A 17,894-nucleotide genomic window follows, 5' to 3' on the forward strand; every position below is an offset into this window, starting at 1 on the left:
GGCGCTTTGCCGGAACTGGCAGGCGGCGCCGGTTCTAGCGGGAGCTGGTGTCGACCACCGTGATGGCCGCGGTCGACGTGTTGTCGCCCGAGCCGGGCTGCGCAGCGGAGTCCGTCTGCACTGCGGAATCCAACTGCGCGGCGGAATCCAACTGCGCGGCGGAATCCGGCTGAATGACGGCGATCGATTGCGTCGACGTTTCGTCGGCGGGGTGAGCCGCAGCCTCGGCGCTTTCCCCGGCCTCACCGGCGTCGGCGTCCGGACGCGCTGCCTGCGGGGCATCGTTTTTAGTGACATCAGCCTCGGCGGCGGCGTCGGAGGTAGGGGAGGCGCCGGTGATGTCGCCGGTGGACCCGGCGCCCGGCTCGGCGTCGGCGTCGGCGTCGGCAACTGTGTCCTCGACTGTGCTCGTGTCTGCGACAGGCTGCGCGACAGCCGCCGGTGCGTCAGCCTCCGTGTCCCGCGGGATCGGCGTGACGTGGACAGCGGGCATGGCGCTGAATTCCGCAGAGGCATCCCCAGCCGGAGCGGCACCGGGCACCGGCTCCATAGGCATCAGCGTGACCTTACTGACGGTGGGTGCCGTCCCGTTGGCCGGATTGGCCGGAAGTGCCGGAGCGGCCGCAGCCGCGGGCGTCGCCGTCGGCCCATCGGCACCGGTGGTAGCGGCTTGTTCTGCACCGGCTGCGGGTGCCGCGACCGGCTGCGGCAGCGGTTCCACGCTGATGGGCTGGCCGCCGTGTTCCGCGACGTCGTCGGCCAGGGTGGCGAGCATGGACTCAGCCTCGTCGATCATGTCCTGGTTGCCGGCGGCCATGCCCTTGACCAGATACTGCGCCAGGGCGAATTCGGCGGACAGCGCAGCCCGCCGCAGCAGATGGGCATCGGGAACATCGCGCCGGTTGGAGGTGTAGTGATCCAGGACCGCGTTCACAAAGTCCTGTTCGTTCGAGGCGACCAGCCAGGCCATGTCATCGGCCGGGTCGCCGATGCGCAGGTCGGTCCAGCCCGTCACGGCGGTCACCCGGTCGCCGTCGACCAGCAGGTTGTCCTCGTGGAGGTCGCCGTGAACGACGCAGGGATTGAAGCGCCAGAGGGAGACGTCTTCCATGGCGTGTTCCCAGCGCCGCAGCAGCAGCGGCGGGATTTTTCCGGTCGTGGCGGCCTGGTCCAGTTCGTTGAGGCGCCGCTGGCGGAATTCGTTGGGGGTGTAGCTGGGCAGATCGGCATTGCTCACAAGTGACCGCGGGAGATCATGGATCGCAGCCAACGCTGCCCCGATTTCGCGGGCAACGGCGGGGGAGCCGCTGCTGAGGTCGTCCAAGGAGCGGGTGGCGCCGGCCAGGTGCGAGTAGACGAACGTGCTGAGCTGGCCCTGCCGGACAGTTCCCGCCACCGTGGGCATGAGGAACGGCAGTTCGGCCCGGATGCCGGGAGCGAAGGCCCGCAGAACCAGGAATTCGGTTTCCAGCCGGGCGCTGGCTTCGGCGTGCCGGGGGGAGCGGACGCGCCAACGCTTGCCCTCGGAGTCCAGCAGGAGGGCTGCGTCGAAGTCCGCCGGATCGTCGGGCGCTGAGCTGACGGCGGTCGGGGTCAGGCCGGGGACCGCCGCTGTTGCTACAGCTGCCAGTTCGATAGGTTTCCTTCTCACCCTTCCACGGTAGGTCGAGCGGCGCCGAAGACGGCGATGCACTCCGGCGAGTCTTGAGATCGGGCGTAAATGAGGGCAAAACTAGGGCTAAATCTGCGGCAAACGGCCTATCCCGCACACCCCGTGGAGCGCGCGGCGGCGTGGGTGGCAAATGTCAATTGTCTGCCCGAGTCAGTACGGTGGGTATATGAGTCTTGCGGAGTCACCGGCATCATCACCGACATCAGGAAAAACCCCCTCCGAATCCTCGACATCCGAAGGTGCAGCACCGCCGGTGCATCTGCCGGCAAACCACCTGATGGAGACGGTCCTTCCCGTGCGCCCGGCACTGATAGACCGCGGATCCGCGGTCCGGGTGAATCCCGGAATGCTGGCGGAGCTGGTCAGTTCAGGCTCGGCACAGGCCGTGGTGCTCTCCGGCCGGCAGGCCCTCATCAGCGACAGCAGCCTTGTGCTCCTGAATGCGGCCGAGCTTGCCGGGCACTTGGCGAACACCCCGTATGCTCCGGAACACGTGATCTACCTCGGTTCGGCCCTGGCAGGTTCGGACCTAGACGCCGGCACCGAGCTCGTCCTCTTCGTTCTGCCGCTCCAGTTCGAAGTCCGGGCCGAGGAGTTCGAGGCCCACGTGGCCGGCATCCCCAGCGACGCGCAGTGGGCGGGTTTCCGCGATGTCGCGGCACGCTTGAACGCCACGGACACGGCGCTGTTCATCGAGGCCAGCGCCATCGCCAACTGGCACGCCACCCACACCCATTGCCCGCGCTGCGGCACCCCCACGCAGCCGGAGGCCGGCGGCTGGGTCCGGCGCTGCCCGGCGGATAACTCCGAGCACTTTCCCCGGACGGATCCGGCCATCATCGTGACCGTGGTGGGTCCCGACGGGAGACTGCTGCTGGGCGGAGGCGGTCCGCTCGACGCCCGAAACTATTCGACCCTCGCCGGCTTCGTCGAGCCGGGGGAGTCGCTTGAACAGGCAGTGCAGCGCGAGATCGGCGAGGAAGTCGGGGTCCGCGTCACCGCTTCCCAGTACCTCGGATCGCAGTCCTGGCCGTTCCCCGCCTCCCTGATGCTGGGTTTCACCGCCACCACACCGGATACCGAAGCCCGGCCCGACGGCGTCGAGGTCACCAGGGCGCGCTGGTTCAGCCGGAGCGAACTTCAGGAGGCGGTCCTCAGCGGCGAGATCGTCATTTCCAGCAGGCTCTCCATCGCCCGGTCCCTTATTGAACACTGGTACGGCGGCGTCATTCAGGACGCCGCGGACAGCGCCTGACCCGGCCTGCCCCCATCCGCAGGACACCGACTACTGACTGAGCAGCAAGTGACCACAGAGAAATTGACCACAGAGCAATTGACCACAGAGCAATTGAAATTCAGCCCTATCCCCGGCGGGGAGCCGTCCGATGGCGCCACATCCGGCGGCGCCACACCAGGCGATGCCGCCGAACCGGACACCCGCTCGCTCGAGGAACGGATCCTCGGCGGCCTTGACGCCGAGCAGCGCGAGGTCGCCAGCACACTCCAGGGGCCTATGTGCGTGCTGGCCGGCGCCGGCACCGGCAAAACCCGCGCCATCACGCACCGGATCGCCTACGGGGTCCACTCGGGGGTGTACAGCCCGCAGCGGCTCCTGGCCGTCACGTTCACAGCCCGGGCCGCCGCCGAGATGCGCAGCCGGCTCCGTGACCTCGGAGTCGGCAACGTCCAGGCCCGCACCTTTCACGCCGCGGCGCTGCGCCAGCTGCAGTTCTTCTGGCCGCAGGCGGTCGGCGGCACCTTGCCCAACCTGCTGGACCACAAGGCCCAGATGATTGCCGAGGCCGCGAGGCGGCTCCGGCTCAGCACGGACCGCGCCTCCATCCGCGACCTCGCCTCCGAAATCGAGTGGGCCAAGGTTTCCATGCTGACCCCGGCCAACTATCTGGAAAATGCCCAGGGCCGCGGCACTCCGGGCGGCTTCGACCTGACGGCCGTGGCGCGGGTCTTCCAGTCTTATGAGGACGTCAAGACGGACCGCAACGTCATTGACTTCGAGGACGTGCTGCTGATCACGGTAGGCATCCTGCAGGAGGATCCGAAGGTGGCGGCGACCGTCCGGGAACAGTACCGGCACTTCGTCGTCGACGAGTATCAGGACGTCTCCCCGCTGCAGCAGCGGCTCCTGGAGCTGTGGCTGGGCGGACGCGACGAGCTCTGTGTGGTGGGTGACGCCAGCCAGACCATCTACTCCTTCACCGGCGCCTCCCCGAAGCACCTGCTCGGCTTCAAGAACATGTATCCCGAGGCCCACGTCGTCAAGCTGATCCGGGACTACCGGTCCACGCCCCAGGTTGTCAGGCTCGCCAACGACCTCCTCGGCGGCCGGCGCAGCGGTGGTCCCGTGGCGGACGCCGCCTGGGCCACGCCCCTGCAGCTTGTGGCGCAGCGGCCGGCAGGCCCCGTGCCGCGGTTCACCGAATGTTCGGATGACGAGGCGGAGGCCGCCACGGTCGCCGCGCGGGTCCGCGAACTCCTCGACGCCGGAACTCCGGCGAGCCAGGTCGCCGTACTCTTCCGCACGAACGGACAGTCTGAAGCCTACGAACAAGCGCTGGCCTCGGCCGGGATCGGGTACCAGCTGCGCGGCGGTGAGCGGTTCTTCGCGCGTAAGGAGGTCCGGGACGCCATCCTGCAACTCCGAGCCGCCACACGGGCCGTGGCCGAAACCGCCACGCCCGAGCCGCTCGGCCAGCTTGTCCGCGACATCGTCGCCTCCCTGGGCTACACGGATGCGGCGCCGCACAGCGGGGGCGCGACCCGGGAGCGCTGGGAATCCCTGGCCGCCCTCGTGGCGCTGGCCGACGAACTCGTGATCAGCAGGGGCCCGCAGTTCGCACTCCCGGACTTCGTCAACGAGCTCCAGGAACGGTCTCTGGCCCAGCATGCACCGACCGTCCAGGGCGTCACCCTGGCATCCCTGCACGCCGCCAAGGGCCTGGAATGGGACGCCGTGTTCCTGGTCGGGCTGAGCGAGGGACTCGTGCCGATCTCGTTCGCGGACACTCCGGAAGCGGTGGACGAGGAACGCCGGCTCCTGTACGTGGGCATCACCCGCGCCCGCGAACACCTGTTCCTGTCCTGGTCCACTGCCCGGACACCGGGCGGGCGCTCCAACCGCAAGCCCTCACGCTTCCTGGACGGCCTGCGCCCCGACTCGGTGGCCAGCTCCCAGCTCCGGGGCAAGGGGCCGGCGCCCCGCCGGAAGGCGGCCGTCCCGGCGTCGTGCCGGGTCTGCGGCAGCATGCTCTCCAGCGGCGCCGAGCGCAAGGTGGGGCGTTGCAACCAGTGCCCGCCCAGCTACGAGGAACAGACGTTCGACGCGCTGAGGCAATGGCGGAAGGACGTGGCCCTCGAGGCGGACGTCCCGGCTTTTGTCGTGTTCACCGATGCCACCCTGACCGCCATCGCCGAGGCCCGGCCCGAATCGCTGGAACAGCTAGCCCAACTCGCCGGCGTGGGTCCGTCCAAACTGGAGAAGTACGGCGAGGCTGTTCTGACGGTCCTGGCCGAAAGCACGGCACTGTAATGTCCGGCGCAATGACGCCCGGCGCCGGCAGCGGCCGCGCCGGCAAGCCCGGACGCGTCGGCTCAGGGGGCTCCGGCGCCGTTCCGGCGGCCATACCGCTGACCACCGCCGACGGCGCCCCCGTGCTGGTCCGCCGGTCCGCCCGCCGGCGCCGCACCGTCGCTGCGTTCTGGGAAGACGGCACCGCCGTCGTCGCCATCCCCGCCTCTTTCAGCAGGGCCCAGGAACGGGAATGGGTTCACCGCATGCTCGAAAAACTCAGGCTCCAGGGGGTCCGGGGCGCGCGGGGTGCCGGCCGGCGGCGCCCCCGCAGCGATGCCGACCTTGCCGCCCACGCCGCCGTACTGTCGGCGAAGTACCTTGGCGGCAGGGCGGTGCCCTCCTCGGTCCGCTGGGTCACCAACCAGAATTCCCGCTGGGGTTCGGCCACACCGTCCGAAGGAACCATCCGGCTGTCGGCGAAGCTCCAGCCCATGCCGCAGTGGGTCATCGACTATGTGCTGCTCCACGAACTCGCTCACCTCCTGGTGGCCGGCCACGATGCCGCATTCTGGCGACTGCTGGCGGCCTACCCGGAGACGGAGCGCGCCAAGGCTTTCCTGGACGGGGTCTCGTTCGCGACCTCACGCGGCCTGGCGCCCGGCGGCGGATACGACGAAGCCCCGGACGGAACCGAAATCCCGGCCGGGGCCCCTTAGCGATCGACTAGGCCTTCGGTTTGCCGCCGTCTTCCGGTCCGCGGTCCTCAGGGTCGTCGTCGGCCGGTTCCTGGCCGGACGCGCCGGGCTCCGCAGCGTCGTCGGACTTTGCAGAATCCGCAGTGCCCTCTGACTTTGCGTCGCCCTCGGACTCCGCAGTGCCCTCTGACTTTGCCTCGCCCCCGGTGTCCGTGGTGTCGGTGCCGGCGGGCTCGTCGAAACCGCCGTTGAGCAGCTTCTGCAGGGCGTCATCCACTTCGCTGTCGCTGGCTTCTGCGAGTTTCCGGCGTTCGCTGAAGCCCTGCGGATCCTCCAAGTCCTCTGCCGTGGGCAGCAGGTCGGGGTGGTGCCAGACGGCGTCGCGGCCCTCCATGCCACGCTCGGCCTTGAGCAAAGCCCAGAGCGTGGCGGCCTCGCGGAGCCGGCGCGGCCGCAGTTCGAGGCCCACGAGGGAGGAGAACGCGTGCTCCGCGGGACCGCCGGTGGCCCGGCGCCGCCGGACGGTTTCACGCAACGCAGCGGCGGAAGGCAGCAGCTTCTCGGTCGCTCCCCAGGTGAGTTCGTCTACCCAGCCCTCTACCAGGGCAAGGGCAGTCTCCAGCTTTTCGAGGGCCTGCTCCTGGGCGGGAGTGCGCTGCGGCATGAAGACACCCTGCGAGAGCGCCTCCTGGATGCCCTCGGGGTTGCTGGGATCGATCTCCCGGGCGAGTTCCTCGATCTTGGACGTGTCAATGTGGATACCGCGGGCGTAGGCCTCGATCGCGCCGAGCAGGTGTCCGCGCAGCCAGGGGACCTGGACGAAGAGGCGGGCGTGCGCCGCCTCTCGCACGGCGAGGAACAGGCGGATGTCGTTCTCCGGCAGGCTGAGGCCCTCGCCGAACTTCGCCACATTGGCCGGCAGGAGCGCCATTTCGAGGTCGGCCAGGGGCACGCCGATGTCCGTCGAGCTGACCACCTCGGCCGAGAGCGCGCCGATCGCCTGGCCAAGCTGCATGCCGAAGATCGCCCCGCCCATGTTCTGGATCATCGAGGAGGCGCCGCCCATCATGGACTTCATTTCCTCGGGCATCTGCTCGGTCATGGCGGCGGAGAGCGCATTGGCAATGCTGTTGGCCACCGGCTCCGTCAGCCGCTTCCACGTCCCGAGGGTTTCCTCGACCCACTCGGCACGGGACCACGCCCGGCCGATCAGTCCCGTGGCCGGAAGCCCCGTGACCTGGTCGAGCCAGAGTTCGGCCAGCCGGAGGGCCTCATCGACCTCCCGCGACTGGTGGGCGGTGACCGACGGGTCGGATCCGCTGGCGGCCACCCGCCGGGCGTTCTCATGCGCCAGTTGCCAGTTCACGGGCCCTTCCGAGGGGGCGCTCATCATCGCCTGCACCTGGGAGAACATCTGGGCCAGGAGGTTTGGGTCGTCCGGGAGCCCGGCGGCCTTGGCGAGTTCGGCGGGGTCGATATTGCCCATGCCCTGGCCGCCCATCAGGTTCTTGAGCATTTCGGCCAAGGGATCCTTGGGTTCCTCGTCGCCATTGGACGGATTGAGTGGGTTGGAGGTCATGATCCCGCCGATCGTCGGTGTGGCTGCTTCTCAACTTCACGGTACCCCTCGGCAAGAGCGGCTGTCTGCCGAAACCGCGCCACGTTCGCTGTAGGCAAAGAGCGCTCCGGGGCGCCGAGCGCGTACGCTTGGAAGTTGGAATATTTGCACGCGGCAGCCTCGGGTTAGGCTGCGGCCCTGGTGCTTCGTCGCGGTGTCCTCGCAGGCTTGTCCTGTCGGGGCCGCCGCCCCTTGTGCCGGCACGGAGAGGTCGTTCAATGACAGTCACCCAAGGCGAGCAGCCCGCCAGCGACCCAGCGGCCGGCCCTGTCCGGGGCAGAAGGGCGCGGCTGGCAGGCACTGGCGTGCGGCGCAAGCGCAACAACCGGTCATCAGCCATGCTGGTCTCGGGGTTGCTGGCCGCGGCCTTGGGCATCGCTGCGGTGAGCCTGCCGGTGCCCTACGTGATCGAGTCTCCCGGACCCACGTTCAACACAATCGGCCAGGACAACGGCAAGCCGGTCATCAGCGTCAGCGGCCACGAGACGTTTCCCGCCAAGGGCAGCCTGGACCTCACCACTGTCTATGTCGACGGCGGTCCCAACGGTCCCGTCAGCGTCGTCGAGGCGTTTTCGGCATGGCTTAACGGGACCAAAGCCGTCTACCCCCAGGAGCTGCTGTTCCCGAGCGGCGTCACCAAGGAGCAGTCCCAGCAGGAGAGCGCGACGGCGATGACCACCTCCCAGGAGAACGCCGTCGCCGCGGCACTGAAGGATCTGAACATTCCGTTCGGGCAGAAAATGCAGGTGGCCGGCCTCCCGGACGACTCTGCCTCGAAGGGACTGCTGCAGGCAGGGGACGTTTTGGTCTCCATCAATGACAAGCCCATCACCGCCCTCGGCGTCGTCCAGGCGGAACTGGCCGCCGGCAACGGCAAACCCGTCAAGGTCATCGTGGAACGCGCCGGCGCCCGGGTGCCTGTCACGGTCACTCCGACCAAAAACAGCGCGGGCCGCTACATCCTCGGCGTCTTGCTGCAGTACAAGTTCACGTTCCCGTTCAACGTCACCATCTCGCTCGACAAAGTCGGCGGCCCCAGCGCGGGCATGATGTTCGCGCTGGGCATCATTGACACCGTCACCCCGGGCGACCTGACCGGCGGCAAGCACATCGCCGGGACCGGAACCATCACCCCGGACGGTGCCGTGGGACCCATCGGCGGGATCGCCCAGAAAATGCAGGGGGCGCGGTCCGCCGGGGCCACGTTGTTCCTGGCCCCGGCAGCCAACTGCGACGACGTCCTGGGCCACATCCCAGACAGACTGCAAGTGGTCCGGGTCGAGAACCTCACCGAGGCCCGCAAAGCGGTGGAACTGGCCGCGTCAGGCGGCGACACATCGGGCCTTCCGGTATGCACTAGCAACTAGACTGACCGCGGAACTAAGCGCCGGCCCCACTCGTGGCATTAGTGACGGCCGCCGTCGTCCCTCGGGCACCCTGCTGCAGGGCCCTGACGGGTCGGCAGCGGCGGCCGTTAGAATGCATCAAACCCTGCAATACCGGCACTTAGTCGCCCAACTGAGTCACAGCAGCGACTAATAACTAAAAATCAGCAGTAGACGACTAGCTATGAGGTACCGAGTTTGTCCCGTCCCGCCAGCCCTGTCCCGCCCGGAAGACCCCAGACACGACGCGGCGCCCTGACGCCGACACTGATCATCGTGGCCCTGATCGTGGTCGGATTCATCTTCTTCGCCAATGTCTGGACGGATGTCCTCTGGTACCAGCAGCTGGGCTTCTTCCAAGTGTTCCTGACCGAGAACCTGGCCAGGATCGGGATCTTCATGACCGGTTTCGCCATCATGTTTACCGCCGTCTTCTTCGCCATCCGGATTGCCTACCATGCGCGGCCGGTGTACGCCCCCGACTCGGAAATCCGGGACAACCTGAACCGCTACCAGGCCCAGCTCGAACCCGTCCGACGCGTCGTGATGGTGGGGCTTCCTATCCTCTTTGGCCTGTTCGCCGGCAGCGCCGCCGCCAGCCAGTGGCAGAAAGTGCTCCTGTTCCTGAACCAGGAGCCCTTCGGCCAGAATGATCCGCAGTTCGGCCTGGACATCAGCTTCTACCTCATGACCCTTCCGTTCCTCGGCTTCGTCACCGGGTTCCTCATCAGCGTCACGGTGGTGGCTGGTCTCGCCGGCATCCTCACGCACTACCTTTACGGCAGCATCCGGATCATGGAACGCGGGATCTTCACCAGCCGCGCCGCCCAGATCCACCTGGCTGTCACGGGCGCTGCCTTCCTGCTGCTGATGGGCATCAACTTCTGGCTGGACCGCTACTCCACCGTGCAGAACAACGGTGGACGCTGGGCCGGTGCGCTGTACACGGACGTGAACGCCGTCATTCCGACCAAGGCCATCCTGGCCGTGGCCGCGGCGATCGTCGCCGTGCTGTTCATCGTCGCCGCGGTGATCGGCAAGTGGCGTCTGCCCGTGATCGGCACCGCGATGCTCATCATCACGGCCATCCTGGCCGGCGGCGTCTACCCTTGGGTCATCCAGCAGTTCCAGGTCCGGCCCTCGGAACAGACGCTGGAGAACCAATTCATCAAGCGGAACATCGCCATGACCCGCGCCGCCTACGGCCTGGATAAGGTCCAGGAAAAGCGGTACAACGCCACCACCGCCGCCACCTCCGGTGCGCTGGCCCCCGATGCGCAGACCACCGCCAACATCCGTCTGCTCGATCCGAACCTGATCTCGGATGCGTTCTCGCAGCTTGAACAGTACCGGCCCTATTACCAGTTCCCCAGCGCCCTGAATGTGGACCGCTACGAGATCGACGGCAAGATCCAGGACACGGTCATCGCCGTCCGCGAACTCAACCCGGACGGGCTGGCCACGAACCAGCAGTCCTGGCTGAACCGGCACGTGGTCTACACGCACGGCTATGGCGTCGTCGCAGCCAAGGGCAACAAGTTCACCGTGGACGGCAAGCCCGACTTCCTGCAGTCGGGCATCCCGTCCACCGGCGCGCTCGGCAACGATTCGACCTATCAGCCCCGCGTCTACTTCGGCCAGGACTCGCCCGACTACTCGATCGTGGGCGCCCCGGCCGGTGCCCCGCACCGCGAGCAGGATCGGCCCGCGGCCAAGGAAGGCGACGGCGAAACGCAGTACACCTTCACCGGCAACGGCGGCCCGAACGTCGGCAGCTTCTTCAACAAGATCCTCTACGCGATCAAGTTCCAGTCCTCGGACCTGCTGCTTTCCGACGGCGTGAACGCCGAGTCCCAGATCCTCTACGACCGCAACCCGCGCGACCGCGTCGAAAAGGTTGCGCCCTACCTGACCGTGGACGGCAATCCCTATCCCGCCGTCGTCGACGGCAGGGTGAAGTGGATCGTGGACGGGTACACCACGAGCCCGTACTTCCCGTACTCGCAGCAGGAGCAGCTCTCTGCGGCGACAGCCGACTCACAGACCGCCGCGAATCGGACGGTAGCCCTGCCGAACAGCTCGGTAAACTACATCCGCAACTCGGTCAAGGCCACCGTGGATGCCTATGACGGCTCCGTGACGCTTTACGCCTGGGATGACCAGGACCCTGTGCTGAAGGCCTGGCAGAAGGTCTTTCCCACGTCGGTGAAGCCGTATACCGAGATGTCCGGCGCGCTCATGAGCCACGTGCGGTACCCGGAGGACCTGTTCAAGGTCCAGCGCGAGCTCCTCGGCCGCTACCACGTGACCAACCCGGACAGCTTCTACACCAACATTGACGCCTGGTCCGTCCCCAACGACCCCACCGTCAAGGACGAGGTCAAGCAGCCGCCGTACTACATGTCACTGAAGATGCCCGACCAGGACAAGCCAGCATTCCAGCTGACCTCGTCATTCATCCCGCAGGTGGTCAATGGCAACGCCCGCAACGTGCTCTACGGCTTCCTGGCCGCGGACTCCGACGCCGGCAACAAGAAGGGCGTCAAGGCGGACAGCTACGGCCAGCTCAGGCTCCTGCAGATCCCGCCGGAGACCCAGGTCCCGGGCCCCGGCCAGGCGCAGAACAAGTTCAACTCCGACCCCACCGTTTCGCAGGCCCTCAACCTGCTGCGCCAGGGTGCGTCGGCGGTGCTCAACGGCAACCTCCTGACCTTGCCTGTCGGCGGCGGCATGGCGTACGTCCAGCCCGTCTATCTGCGGTCCACCGGTGAAACCTCCTACCCGACGCTGCAGCGGGTCCTGGTGGCGTTCGGTGACAAGATCGGGTTCGCGCCCACGCTGGACGAGGCACTAAACCAGCTGTTCGGCGGAAATTCGGGGGCCGCGGCAGGGGACAAGTCGAACAAGGGACAAACGCCCGCCGCACCCACCACCCCTGGTGGGACACCGGCAGCACCTGGCCCCACCGACGCGAAGGCTGAACTGAAGGCCGCCCTGGACGAGGCCAACGCCGCGATCAAGGCTGGCCAGGAGGCCCTCGCGAAGGGCGACTTCGCGACCTATGGTGAGCAGCAGAAGAAGCTGAATGCTGCCTTGCAGAAGGCGCTCGAGGCCGAAGCGAAGCTGGAAACCCCGGCGGCCCCGGCGGGCACGGCCTCGCCGTCGGCCTCGCCGTCAGCGACGGCGGGCGGCTAACGCGGCGCTACAGCCAGGCACAGGCTCTGCGCGGTCCTCAGGCCGGGTTTGCCCTCCACGGAGAGGCAAGCCCGGCCTGTGGCGTAGACGGGGCCCCGGTCTGCGCGGCTTTGGCCGCGGGGTGCCCCGTGGACGGAGGAAGCCCAGCGGTCTTCGAGATGCACATCACGTCACCTCGATTTGGCCTCAAGTTCACCGGCAGGTAGAGTTGATCTTGCGACGCGGGGTGGAGCAGTTCGGTAGCTCGCTGGGCTCATAACCCAGAGGTCACAGGTTCAAATCCTGTCCCCGCAACTGGAGAAGAGGTCCGGAACACTGGAAACAGTGTTCCGGACCTTTCGCTTTAAGCGCCGCAGGGGCGCCCCCGGAAAGCCCCCCGGCGGATGCGGTCCGGGGGCACTTTGACACGTACACGCCGCGGACACCGGACCCGAGGGCCGGAGTCGTGTCCAAAGGCGCCCCGGGCGGTGAACGGCGGTGTCTGGAACTCCCTTCGATGCGGGGTTGACGCAACGAAACCCGGAAACCCTGGACCGGCATAGTGAAACTGGACCCGGATACCGGACGTGACCGCAAGCGACCTGGGCCGGTCTGGACTGGACCTGGCTTGGGCACGTGGTCGGGGCGGTCCGGAAACTAGGGTAGAGTGGATCAAGCGACGCGGGGTGGAGCAGTTCGGTAGCTCGCTGGGCTCATAACCCAGAGGTCACAGGTTCAAATCCTGTCCCCGCAACCAGGAAACACCAGCAGTACACAGAAAGGCCCGGATCTGATGATCCGGGCCTTTCCTGTTTCCCCGCGGACGCTATCGCTGCGGACGGCTGCCCCTGAGAACGGCTACCGCTGTGGACGGCTACGGCTTCCCCCGCGGACGGCTACCGCTGGGAGCGGCGCAACCCGGAACCGGTCTAGCCGGCGCCCGGCCGGCCCCCGGCCGGCCGTCAGTCATCCTTGAGCCGCTGATAGGTCGCCAGTGCACGCGCCCGGGACTCGGCAAGGTCCACGATGGGTGCGGGGTAGCCGGTGGCGGCGCCGTGGGCCTTCCACGGCTCGTGGATGGCTTTGTCGTCCAGCGCCGCGAGCTCGGGTATGTACCCGCGCAGGTATCGTCCCGCGGCGTCGAACTTCTTGCTCTGCGTGACAGGGTTGAAGATCCGGAAATACGGCGAGGCGTCGGCTCCCGAGCCCGCGACCCACTGCCAGTTGGCCGGGTTGCTCGCGGCATCGGCGTCCACCAGGGTGTCCCAGAACCAAGCCTCGCCCAGCCGCCAGTCGGCCAGCAAGTTCTTCACCAGGAAGGACGCCGCGGCCATCCGCACCCGGTTGTGCATCCAGCCCGTCTGCCAGAGCTGGCGCATGCCCGCGTCCACCATCGGGTAGCCGGTGCGGCCCTGCTGCCAGGCTTCAAGCTCGGCGCCCGAGGCCGGCTGCCACTCGAAGCGGTCGAACTCCGGCCGGTAATTCCGCGTCGCCAGGTCGGGATTCTCGTAGAGCAACTGCCAGCAGAATTCCCGCCAGCCAAGTTCGGAACGGAAGATCCCGACGTCGGCCGGCGCCCCCGGCGCAAAGCTCTCCCGCAGCGTGTGCCAGATCCGGAAGGGACTGACTTCGCCAAAACGCAGATGCGGGGAGAGCCGGCTGGTACCTTCGACGCCGGGGACGTCGCGGCCGGTGCCATATGCTGCTGCCGGCCCGTCCACGAAATCCATGAGCCGGCTGTGGGCGCCGGCTTCACCCGGTGTCCAGGTGCCGGCCAGCCCGGAGCTCCAGTCGGGATGCCGGGGGAGCAGGCCCCAGCCTTCGAGCGTTTCGCTCTCCGGCAGGCTGCCGCTCCGCGTGCGTGCCGGGGCCGGCAGCTGGTCCGGGGCCTCCAAAGGCTGCCGGGGCTCGGCGCCGGCCAGACAGGCCCTCCAGAACGGCGTGAAGACCTTGTAGGGACCATCGCTGCCGGTCCGCACGGTCCATGGCTCGAACATGAGGTTTGCCTGGAAGCTCGTGGCGTTGATGCCGTGCTCGGTGGCCCAGCTCTTCAGGCCGGCGTCGACCGTGCGTTCGGGCCCGCCGTAGCGGCGGTTCCACAGCAGCGTGTCGGCCGATGTTTCCACCGCGAGGTCCTGGATGATCCGGACGGCCGGGCCGCGGCGGAGCACCAGCCGCGAGCCCGCGGCCTCCAGCGCGGCGGCGAGCCCGGCCAAGGAATGGTGGAGCCACCACTTCACCGCTCCGCCCAAGGGCCGGATGCCAGGCGACTCCTCGTCCAGGACATAGACGACGGTCAGGGGTGTGTGCAGGGCGGCGGCCTCCATCAGTGCCGGATTGTCATCCAGCCGGAGGTCGTCACGAAGCCAGACAAGGGTCGCAGACATGGATCCACGGTACACGCGCGGCGGCCGGCACGGCCGCCCGTGCGGTGCAACAAGGGGCACAACAAGGGCCGGGCTCCGGCAGGCGAACCTGAGGTGTCAGGCTCGCCCGCCGGAGTCCGGCCCTGGGCCCGGAACGTGCGTTGGTCAGAGCTTGTCGAAGTCGGCCTCGTCTAACGTGGATTCAGACTCGGCGCTCTTGTCGCCGGCGCCGATGGCGGCGGGGGAGCCGCCGGACTTCAGCGCTGCCAGCCGGGCTTCGATCTCGGTCTGCTCGCCCAGATCCTCCAGCGAGTTGAACTGGGCGTCCAGGCTGGAGGCGGCGAGTTCCTGCTGGCCGCGGACTTTGGCTTCCTCGCGGCGGATCTTCTGTTCGAAGCGGCCCACCTCGGAGGTGGGGTCCATGATGTTGATGCTCTTGAGCGCGTCGTGGACCTGGGTCTGGGCCGCCACGGTCTTGGACCGGGCCACCAGCTCATTGCGCTTGCTGGTCAGTTCGTTGAGCTTGCCCTTCATCTGGTCAAGGCCGTGCTTGAGCTTGTCCACCACCTCGGTCTGGGACGCGATGCTCGGCTCGGCGGCCCTGGCCTCGCTCTCGGAGCCCATCTGGCGCTGCAGTGCAACCTTGGCCAGGTTGTCGAACTTCTCCGCGTCGCCGACGTCGCCCTTGGCGCGGTATTCGTCGGCTTTGCGCGACGCGGCGAGTGCCTTCTTGCCCCAGTCCTGGGCGTTGCGGACGTCCTCGTTGTAGTCGTCCTGGAGCATGCGCAGGTTGCCGATGGTCTGGGCCACGGCGGACTCGGCCTCCGCGATGTTGTTCGTGTAGTCGCGGACCATCTGGTCCAGCATTTTCTGCGGATCCTCGGCCTGGTCCAGCAACGAGTTGATGTTTGCCTTCGCCAGCTGCGCCATGCGGCCGAAAATGGACTGCTTAACCATGGTGTTACCTTTCGTCCTGCTCCGTTGTCTCACTGATTCCAGTGATCGATGATGTATCGCATCTATCCGCTTTCCGGTCCGTTGCGGCCGGCGCGAGGTCTGTACCGTTCCTGTCCCTGTTACGCGTCACAGTTTCCCGTCCCTGTTTCCCGTCCCTGTTTCCCGACACTGCTTCCGGTGCGGGGGCGGCTACAGGCTAGAAACTGCCGGAGTCGCCGCCGCCGAAGTCTCCGCCGCCGCCAAAGTCGCCGCCGCCACCCCAGCCGCCGCCGGAATCGTCGCCGCCCCAGCTGCCTCCGCCGCCGCCCCAGCCGCCGCCGCCTCCGCCATGGAGGATCGAGTTGATGAGAATTCCGCCGAGGATCGCGCCGCCGAGGCCGCCGCCGCCGCTGCCGCCGAACATCCCGCCACGGCCGTAGCCCTGGTTGGCGTAGCCGCCGAACTGGTCAACATCGGACTGGGCCAGCTGAGCGGCCTGCGCCGCCAGTGCGTGGGCCTGCTGCGCGTACTGCAGCGCGGTGACCGGATCCGTGCGGGAGATGGAGAGCGCATAGTCCAGGTTCCGTTGGGCTTCCGCCAGGCGCGTGCGGGCATCGGTGCCCACGCCTCCGCGGCGGGCGGTGATGTAGTCCGACGTCGCGCTGATCTGGGCCTGGGCCGACATGATGCTCTGCTGCAGCGAGGCCTGGGCGCGGCGCGCCTGTTCCTGCTGGTCGCGGATTCCGCCGAGGGACTGGTCCAGGGTCTGGTGCGCCGTCTCGACCCGTTCCAGGGTGGCGATGGGATCGATCTTGCCGCGCTGGATTTCCGCCTTGACCTGCGCAAGCGCCGCTTCCACGGCGGCCACCGGGCCGGACAGCTCAGGATGGGCGCCGGACTGGAGCATCGCCTTCGCCTGCGCCAGGTCCTGGGCGGTGTCGACGACAGCGGACTCCAGGCCACTGCGTGCCTCGTCGAGGCTGCCAGCCACCTTAGTGATGGCCCCAATCAGCACGTTCGTCTGGTGCAGGCTTTCCTCGGCTGCCCGGACGGCCACCGCGGCAAGGCTGTTCTCGCCCGCGGCGAGCTTTTCCTCAGCCGCCGTCGAGGCGTTCTGGACGAATTCGAGGCGTTCCTTGGCCTGGTTGATGTTGTCCGCAACCTGGACCAGGGCGCTCTCGGCGTACTTGGCGCGAAGATCCATCAGCGACTGTTCGGCGCTGGCAATCTTTGCCTCGGCATCCGCGGCTCCGGCGCCGACGGCGGCGAGGGCCTGCGGGGCGTTCTTTTCCAACTCCCGGAGTGAATCGAAGTCCGCTTTCTGCTCCTGCAGCGAGCCCAATGCGGCCTCGGAGCGGCGGATGATTTCGCCGAGCCAGCTCCGTTGCTGCTCCTCGGTGTCGGGGATGTGGTCGTCGAGCTGCTGCTGCAGCTTGAACGACTCCGTCATGTGGCCCTTGGCCTCCTGCAGCGCCTTGGTGAAATTACCCACCGCGGAGTCACCATATTGGGCCTGGGCGAATCCCAGTTCCTGCTCGCTGGACTTGATCGCGTCATCGGCCTCGATCAGCAGCGAATCGCTCTTCCGGCGCAGCTCCACCACGCTGAGGCCCGCCAGCGGATCCGCCTCCGCACCCTGCGGCCCGTGGGAGGCCCCGGCACCCTGGCCGGCCTTCTTCCGGCGGTTGCGGAAGTACAGGTAGGCTCCGCCACCTGCGACGGCAACGACGCCGACCCCCACCAGCACGGCGCTGCCCGCACCGGCGTCGGACGGCACCGTGCCACTGCCGCCGGACGCGGCGTCGCCCACCGCAGCTGCGGTATCAATTGCCGCCTGCGCGAAGTCGCGCTTTCCGCCGGCCAGGTTCGGAACTATCGCGTTCTGGGTGATGCTGGACGTCTTGGAGTAGATCGCGCTGGCCGAGTTGGGGGAGAAGTAGTACTTCCCGTCGTCGGACATCGTCAGGATGACGTCGGCCTTGCCCATGCCCTTGTTCTCTGCGACGGTCCGGGCCCATTGCGCGGGGTCGGCCGGATTCTCGAACGTCTTTGCCGTGATGACGTAGAGGTTGTACTTGTGGTCCTTCAGGAGCTTCTGGATGGCGTCCTGGACTTCGGCCTTGCGGCCGCCGAGCACGTTCGCGCTGTCCACGATGTTCTGCCCGGACGGAATGGTCACTGGATCTTCGGCCAAGGCTGGAGCGGCGGGGAGCGCCAGCAATCCAGCAACGCCAAGAACGGCGAGGAATCGATTCAACTTAGACCGCATGTGCAACCCTTCAGCACTTCTGGGACCGGTTCGGTCGAACCAGCCGTCACAGAATGCAGCAGCGCCCCCCACGCAGATGTAAAGCGCCGCAGGTCGCTGTGGCATTTCCATTTGATTCTATGGTGCACCCAAATGGCAGTCCACCTAGGGGAATATGCCACCAGCGAAACGCGCCTAAACTGGGAAATACAGGCCCGGAGGCCGCAAACTATCCGTTCAGGAACCTCCCAGCAAATGTGCGCTCTAGTGT

General features: G+C 67.5%; 9 protein-coding genes, 2 tRNA genes and 1 pseudogene. 7 read left to right on the top strand and 5 right to left on the bottom strand.

Annotation, left to right across the window (positions count from 1 at the left end):
* Positions 1-709: 709 nt before the first annotated feature.
* Positions 710-1,651 (bottom strand): annotated as a pseudogene (locus tag M2428_RS01175) (macrolide 2'-phosphotransferase); the annotation flags it as partial.
* Between the two features lie 187 nt (positions 1,652-1,838).
* Between M2428_RS01175 and nudC the strand changes: the two are divergent.
* From nudC to M2428_RS01190, 3 genes are all read left to right on the top strand, one after another.
* On the top strand, positions 1,839-2,927 hold the full coding sequence (gene nudC / locus M2428_RS01180; protein ID WP_277522731.1) for an NAD(+) diphosphatase: 1,089 nt from the start codon (positions 1,839-1,841) through the stop codon (positions 2,925-2,927).
* Positions 2,928-3,128: 201 nt separating this feature from the next.
* Entirely contained in the window at positions 3,129-5,219 is a 2,091-nt protein-coding gene (locus tag M2428_RS01185; protein WP_277523569.1) for an ATP-dependent DNA helicase UvrD2, read from the top strand.
* Positions 5,219-5,917 (top strand): M48 family metallopeptidase, encoded by a 699-nt coding sequence (locus M2428_RS01190; RefSeq protein WP_277522733.1) that lies wholly within the window; start codon positions 5,219-5,221, stop codon positions 5,915-5,917. Before M2428_RS01185 ends, M2428_RS01190 begins: the two co-directional genes overlap by 1 nt.
* A gap of 7 nt (positions 5,918-5,924) precedes the next feature.
* Here the strand turns inward: M2428_RS01190 and M2428_RS01195 are convergent, their stop codons facing one another.
* Positions 5,925-7,475 carry a zinc-dependent metalloprotease gene (locus tag M2428_RS01195; protein WP_277522735.1) on the bottom strand — a complete coding sequence of 517 codons (1,551 nt, stop codon included), beginning with the start codon at positions 7,473-7,475 and terminating at the stop codon, positions 5,925-5,927.
* A 257-nt stretch (positions 7,476-7,732) separates the two neighbouring features.
* On the opposite strand from M2428_RS01195, the gene M2428_RS01200 reads away from it, so the two are divergent.
* The 4 genes from M2428_RS01200 to M2428_RS01215 all read left to right on the top strand — a co-directional run bounded on the left by M2428_RS01200 (position 7,733) and on the right by M2428_RS01215 (position 12,830).
* Positions 7,733-8,881 (top strand): S16 family serine protease, encoded by a 1,149-nt coding sequence (locus tag M2428_RS01200; RefSeq protein ID WP_277522738.1) that lies wholly within the window; start codon positions 7,733-7,735, stop codon positions 8,879-8,881.
* Between the two features lie 216 nt (positions 8,882-9,097).
* Positions 9,098-12,094 carry a UPF0182 family protein gene (locus tag M2428_RS01205; RefSeq protein ID WP_277522740.1) on the top strand — a complete coding sequence of 999 codons (2,997 nt, stop codon included), beginning with the start codon at positions 9,098-9,100 and terminating at the stop codon, positions 12,092-12,094.
* A gap of 220 nt (positions 12,095-12,314) precedes the next feature.
* Positions 12,315-12,388, top strand: a tRNA-Met gene (locus M2428_RS01210).
* Between the two features lie 365 nt (positions 12,389-12,753).
* Positions 12,754-12,830, top strand: a tRNA-Met gene (locus M2428_RS01215).
* A gap of 205 nt (positions 12,831-13,035) precedes the next feature.
* On the opposite strand, the gene M2428_RS01220 is transcribed toward M2428_RS01215, so the two are convergent.
* The 3 genes from M2428_RS01220 to M2428_RS01230 form a co-directional block, all read right to left on the bottom strand.
* Positions 13,036-14,460 carry a deoxyribodipyrimidine photo-lyase gene (locus tag M2428_RS01220; protein ID WP_277522741.1) on the bottom strand — a complete coding sequence of 475 codons (1,425 nt, stop codon included), beginning with the start codon at positions 14,458-14,460 and terminating at the stop codon, positions 13,036-13,038.
* A 144-nt stretch (positions 14,461-14,604) separates the two neighbouring features.
* A complete protein-coding gene (locus tag M2428_RS01225) occupies positions 14,605-15,396 on the bottom strand; it encodes a PspA/IM30 family protein (RefSeq protein ID WP_277522743.1) in 792 nt (263 codons plus the stop codon).
* 196 nt (positions 15,397-15,592) lie between these two features.
* A complete protein-coding gene (locus tag M2428_RS01230) occupies positions 15,593-17,644 on the bottom strand; it encodes a TPM domain-containing protein (protein WP_277522746.1) in 2,052 nt (683 codons plus the stop codon).
* Between the last annotated feature and the right edge of the window lie 250 nt (positions 17,645-17,894).

This window comes from Arthrobacter sp. ES3-54 (assembly GCF_029504395.1).
Classification (GTDB): Bacteria; Actinomycetota; Actinomycetes; order Actinomycetales; family Micrococcaceae; genus Arthrobacter.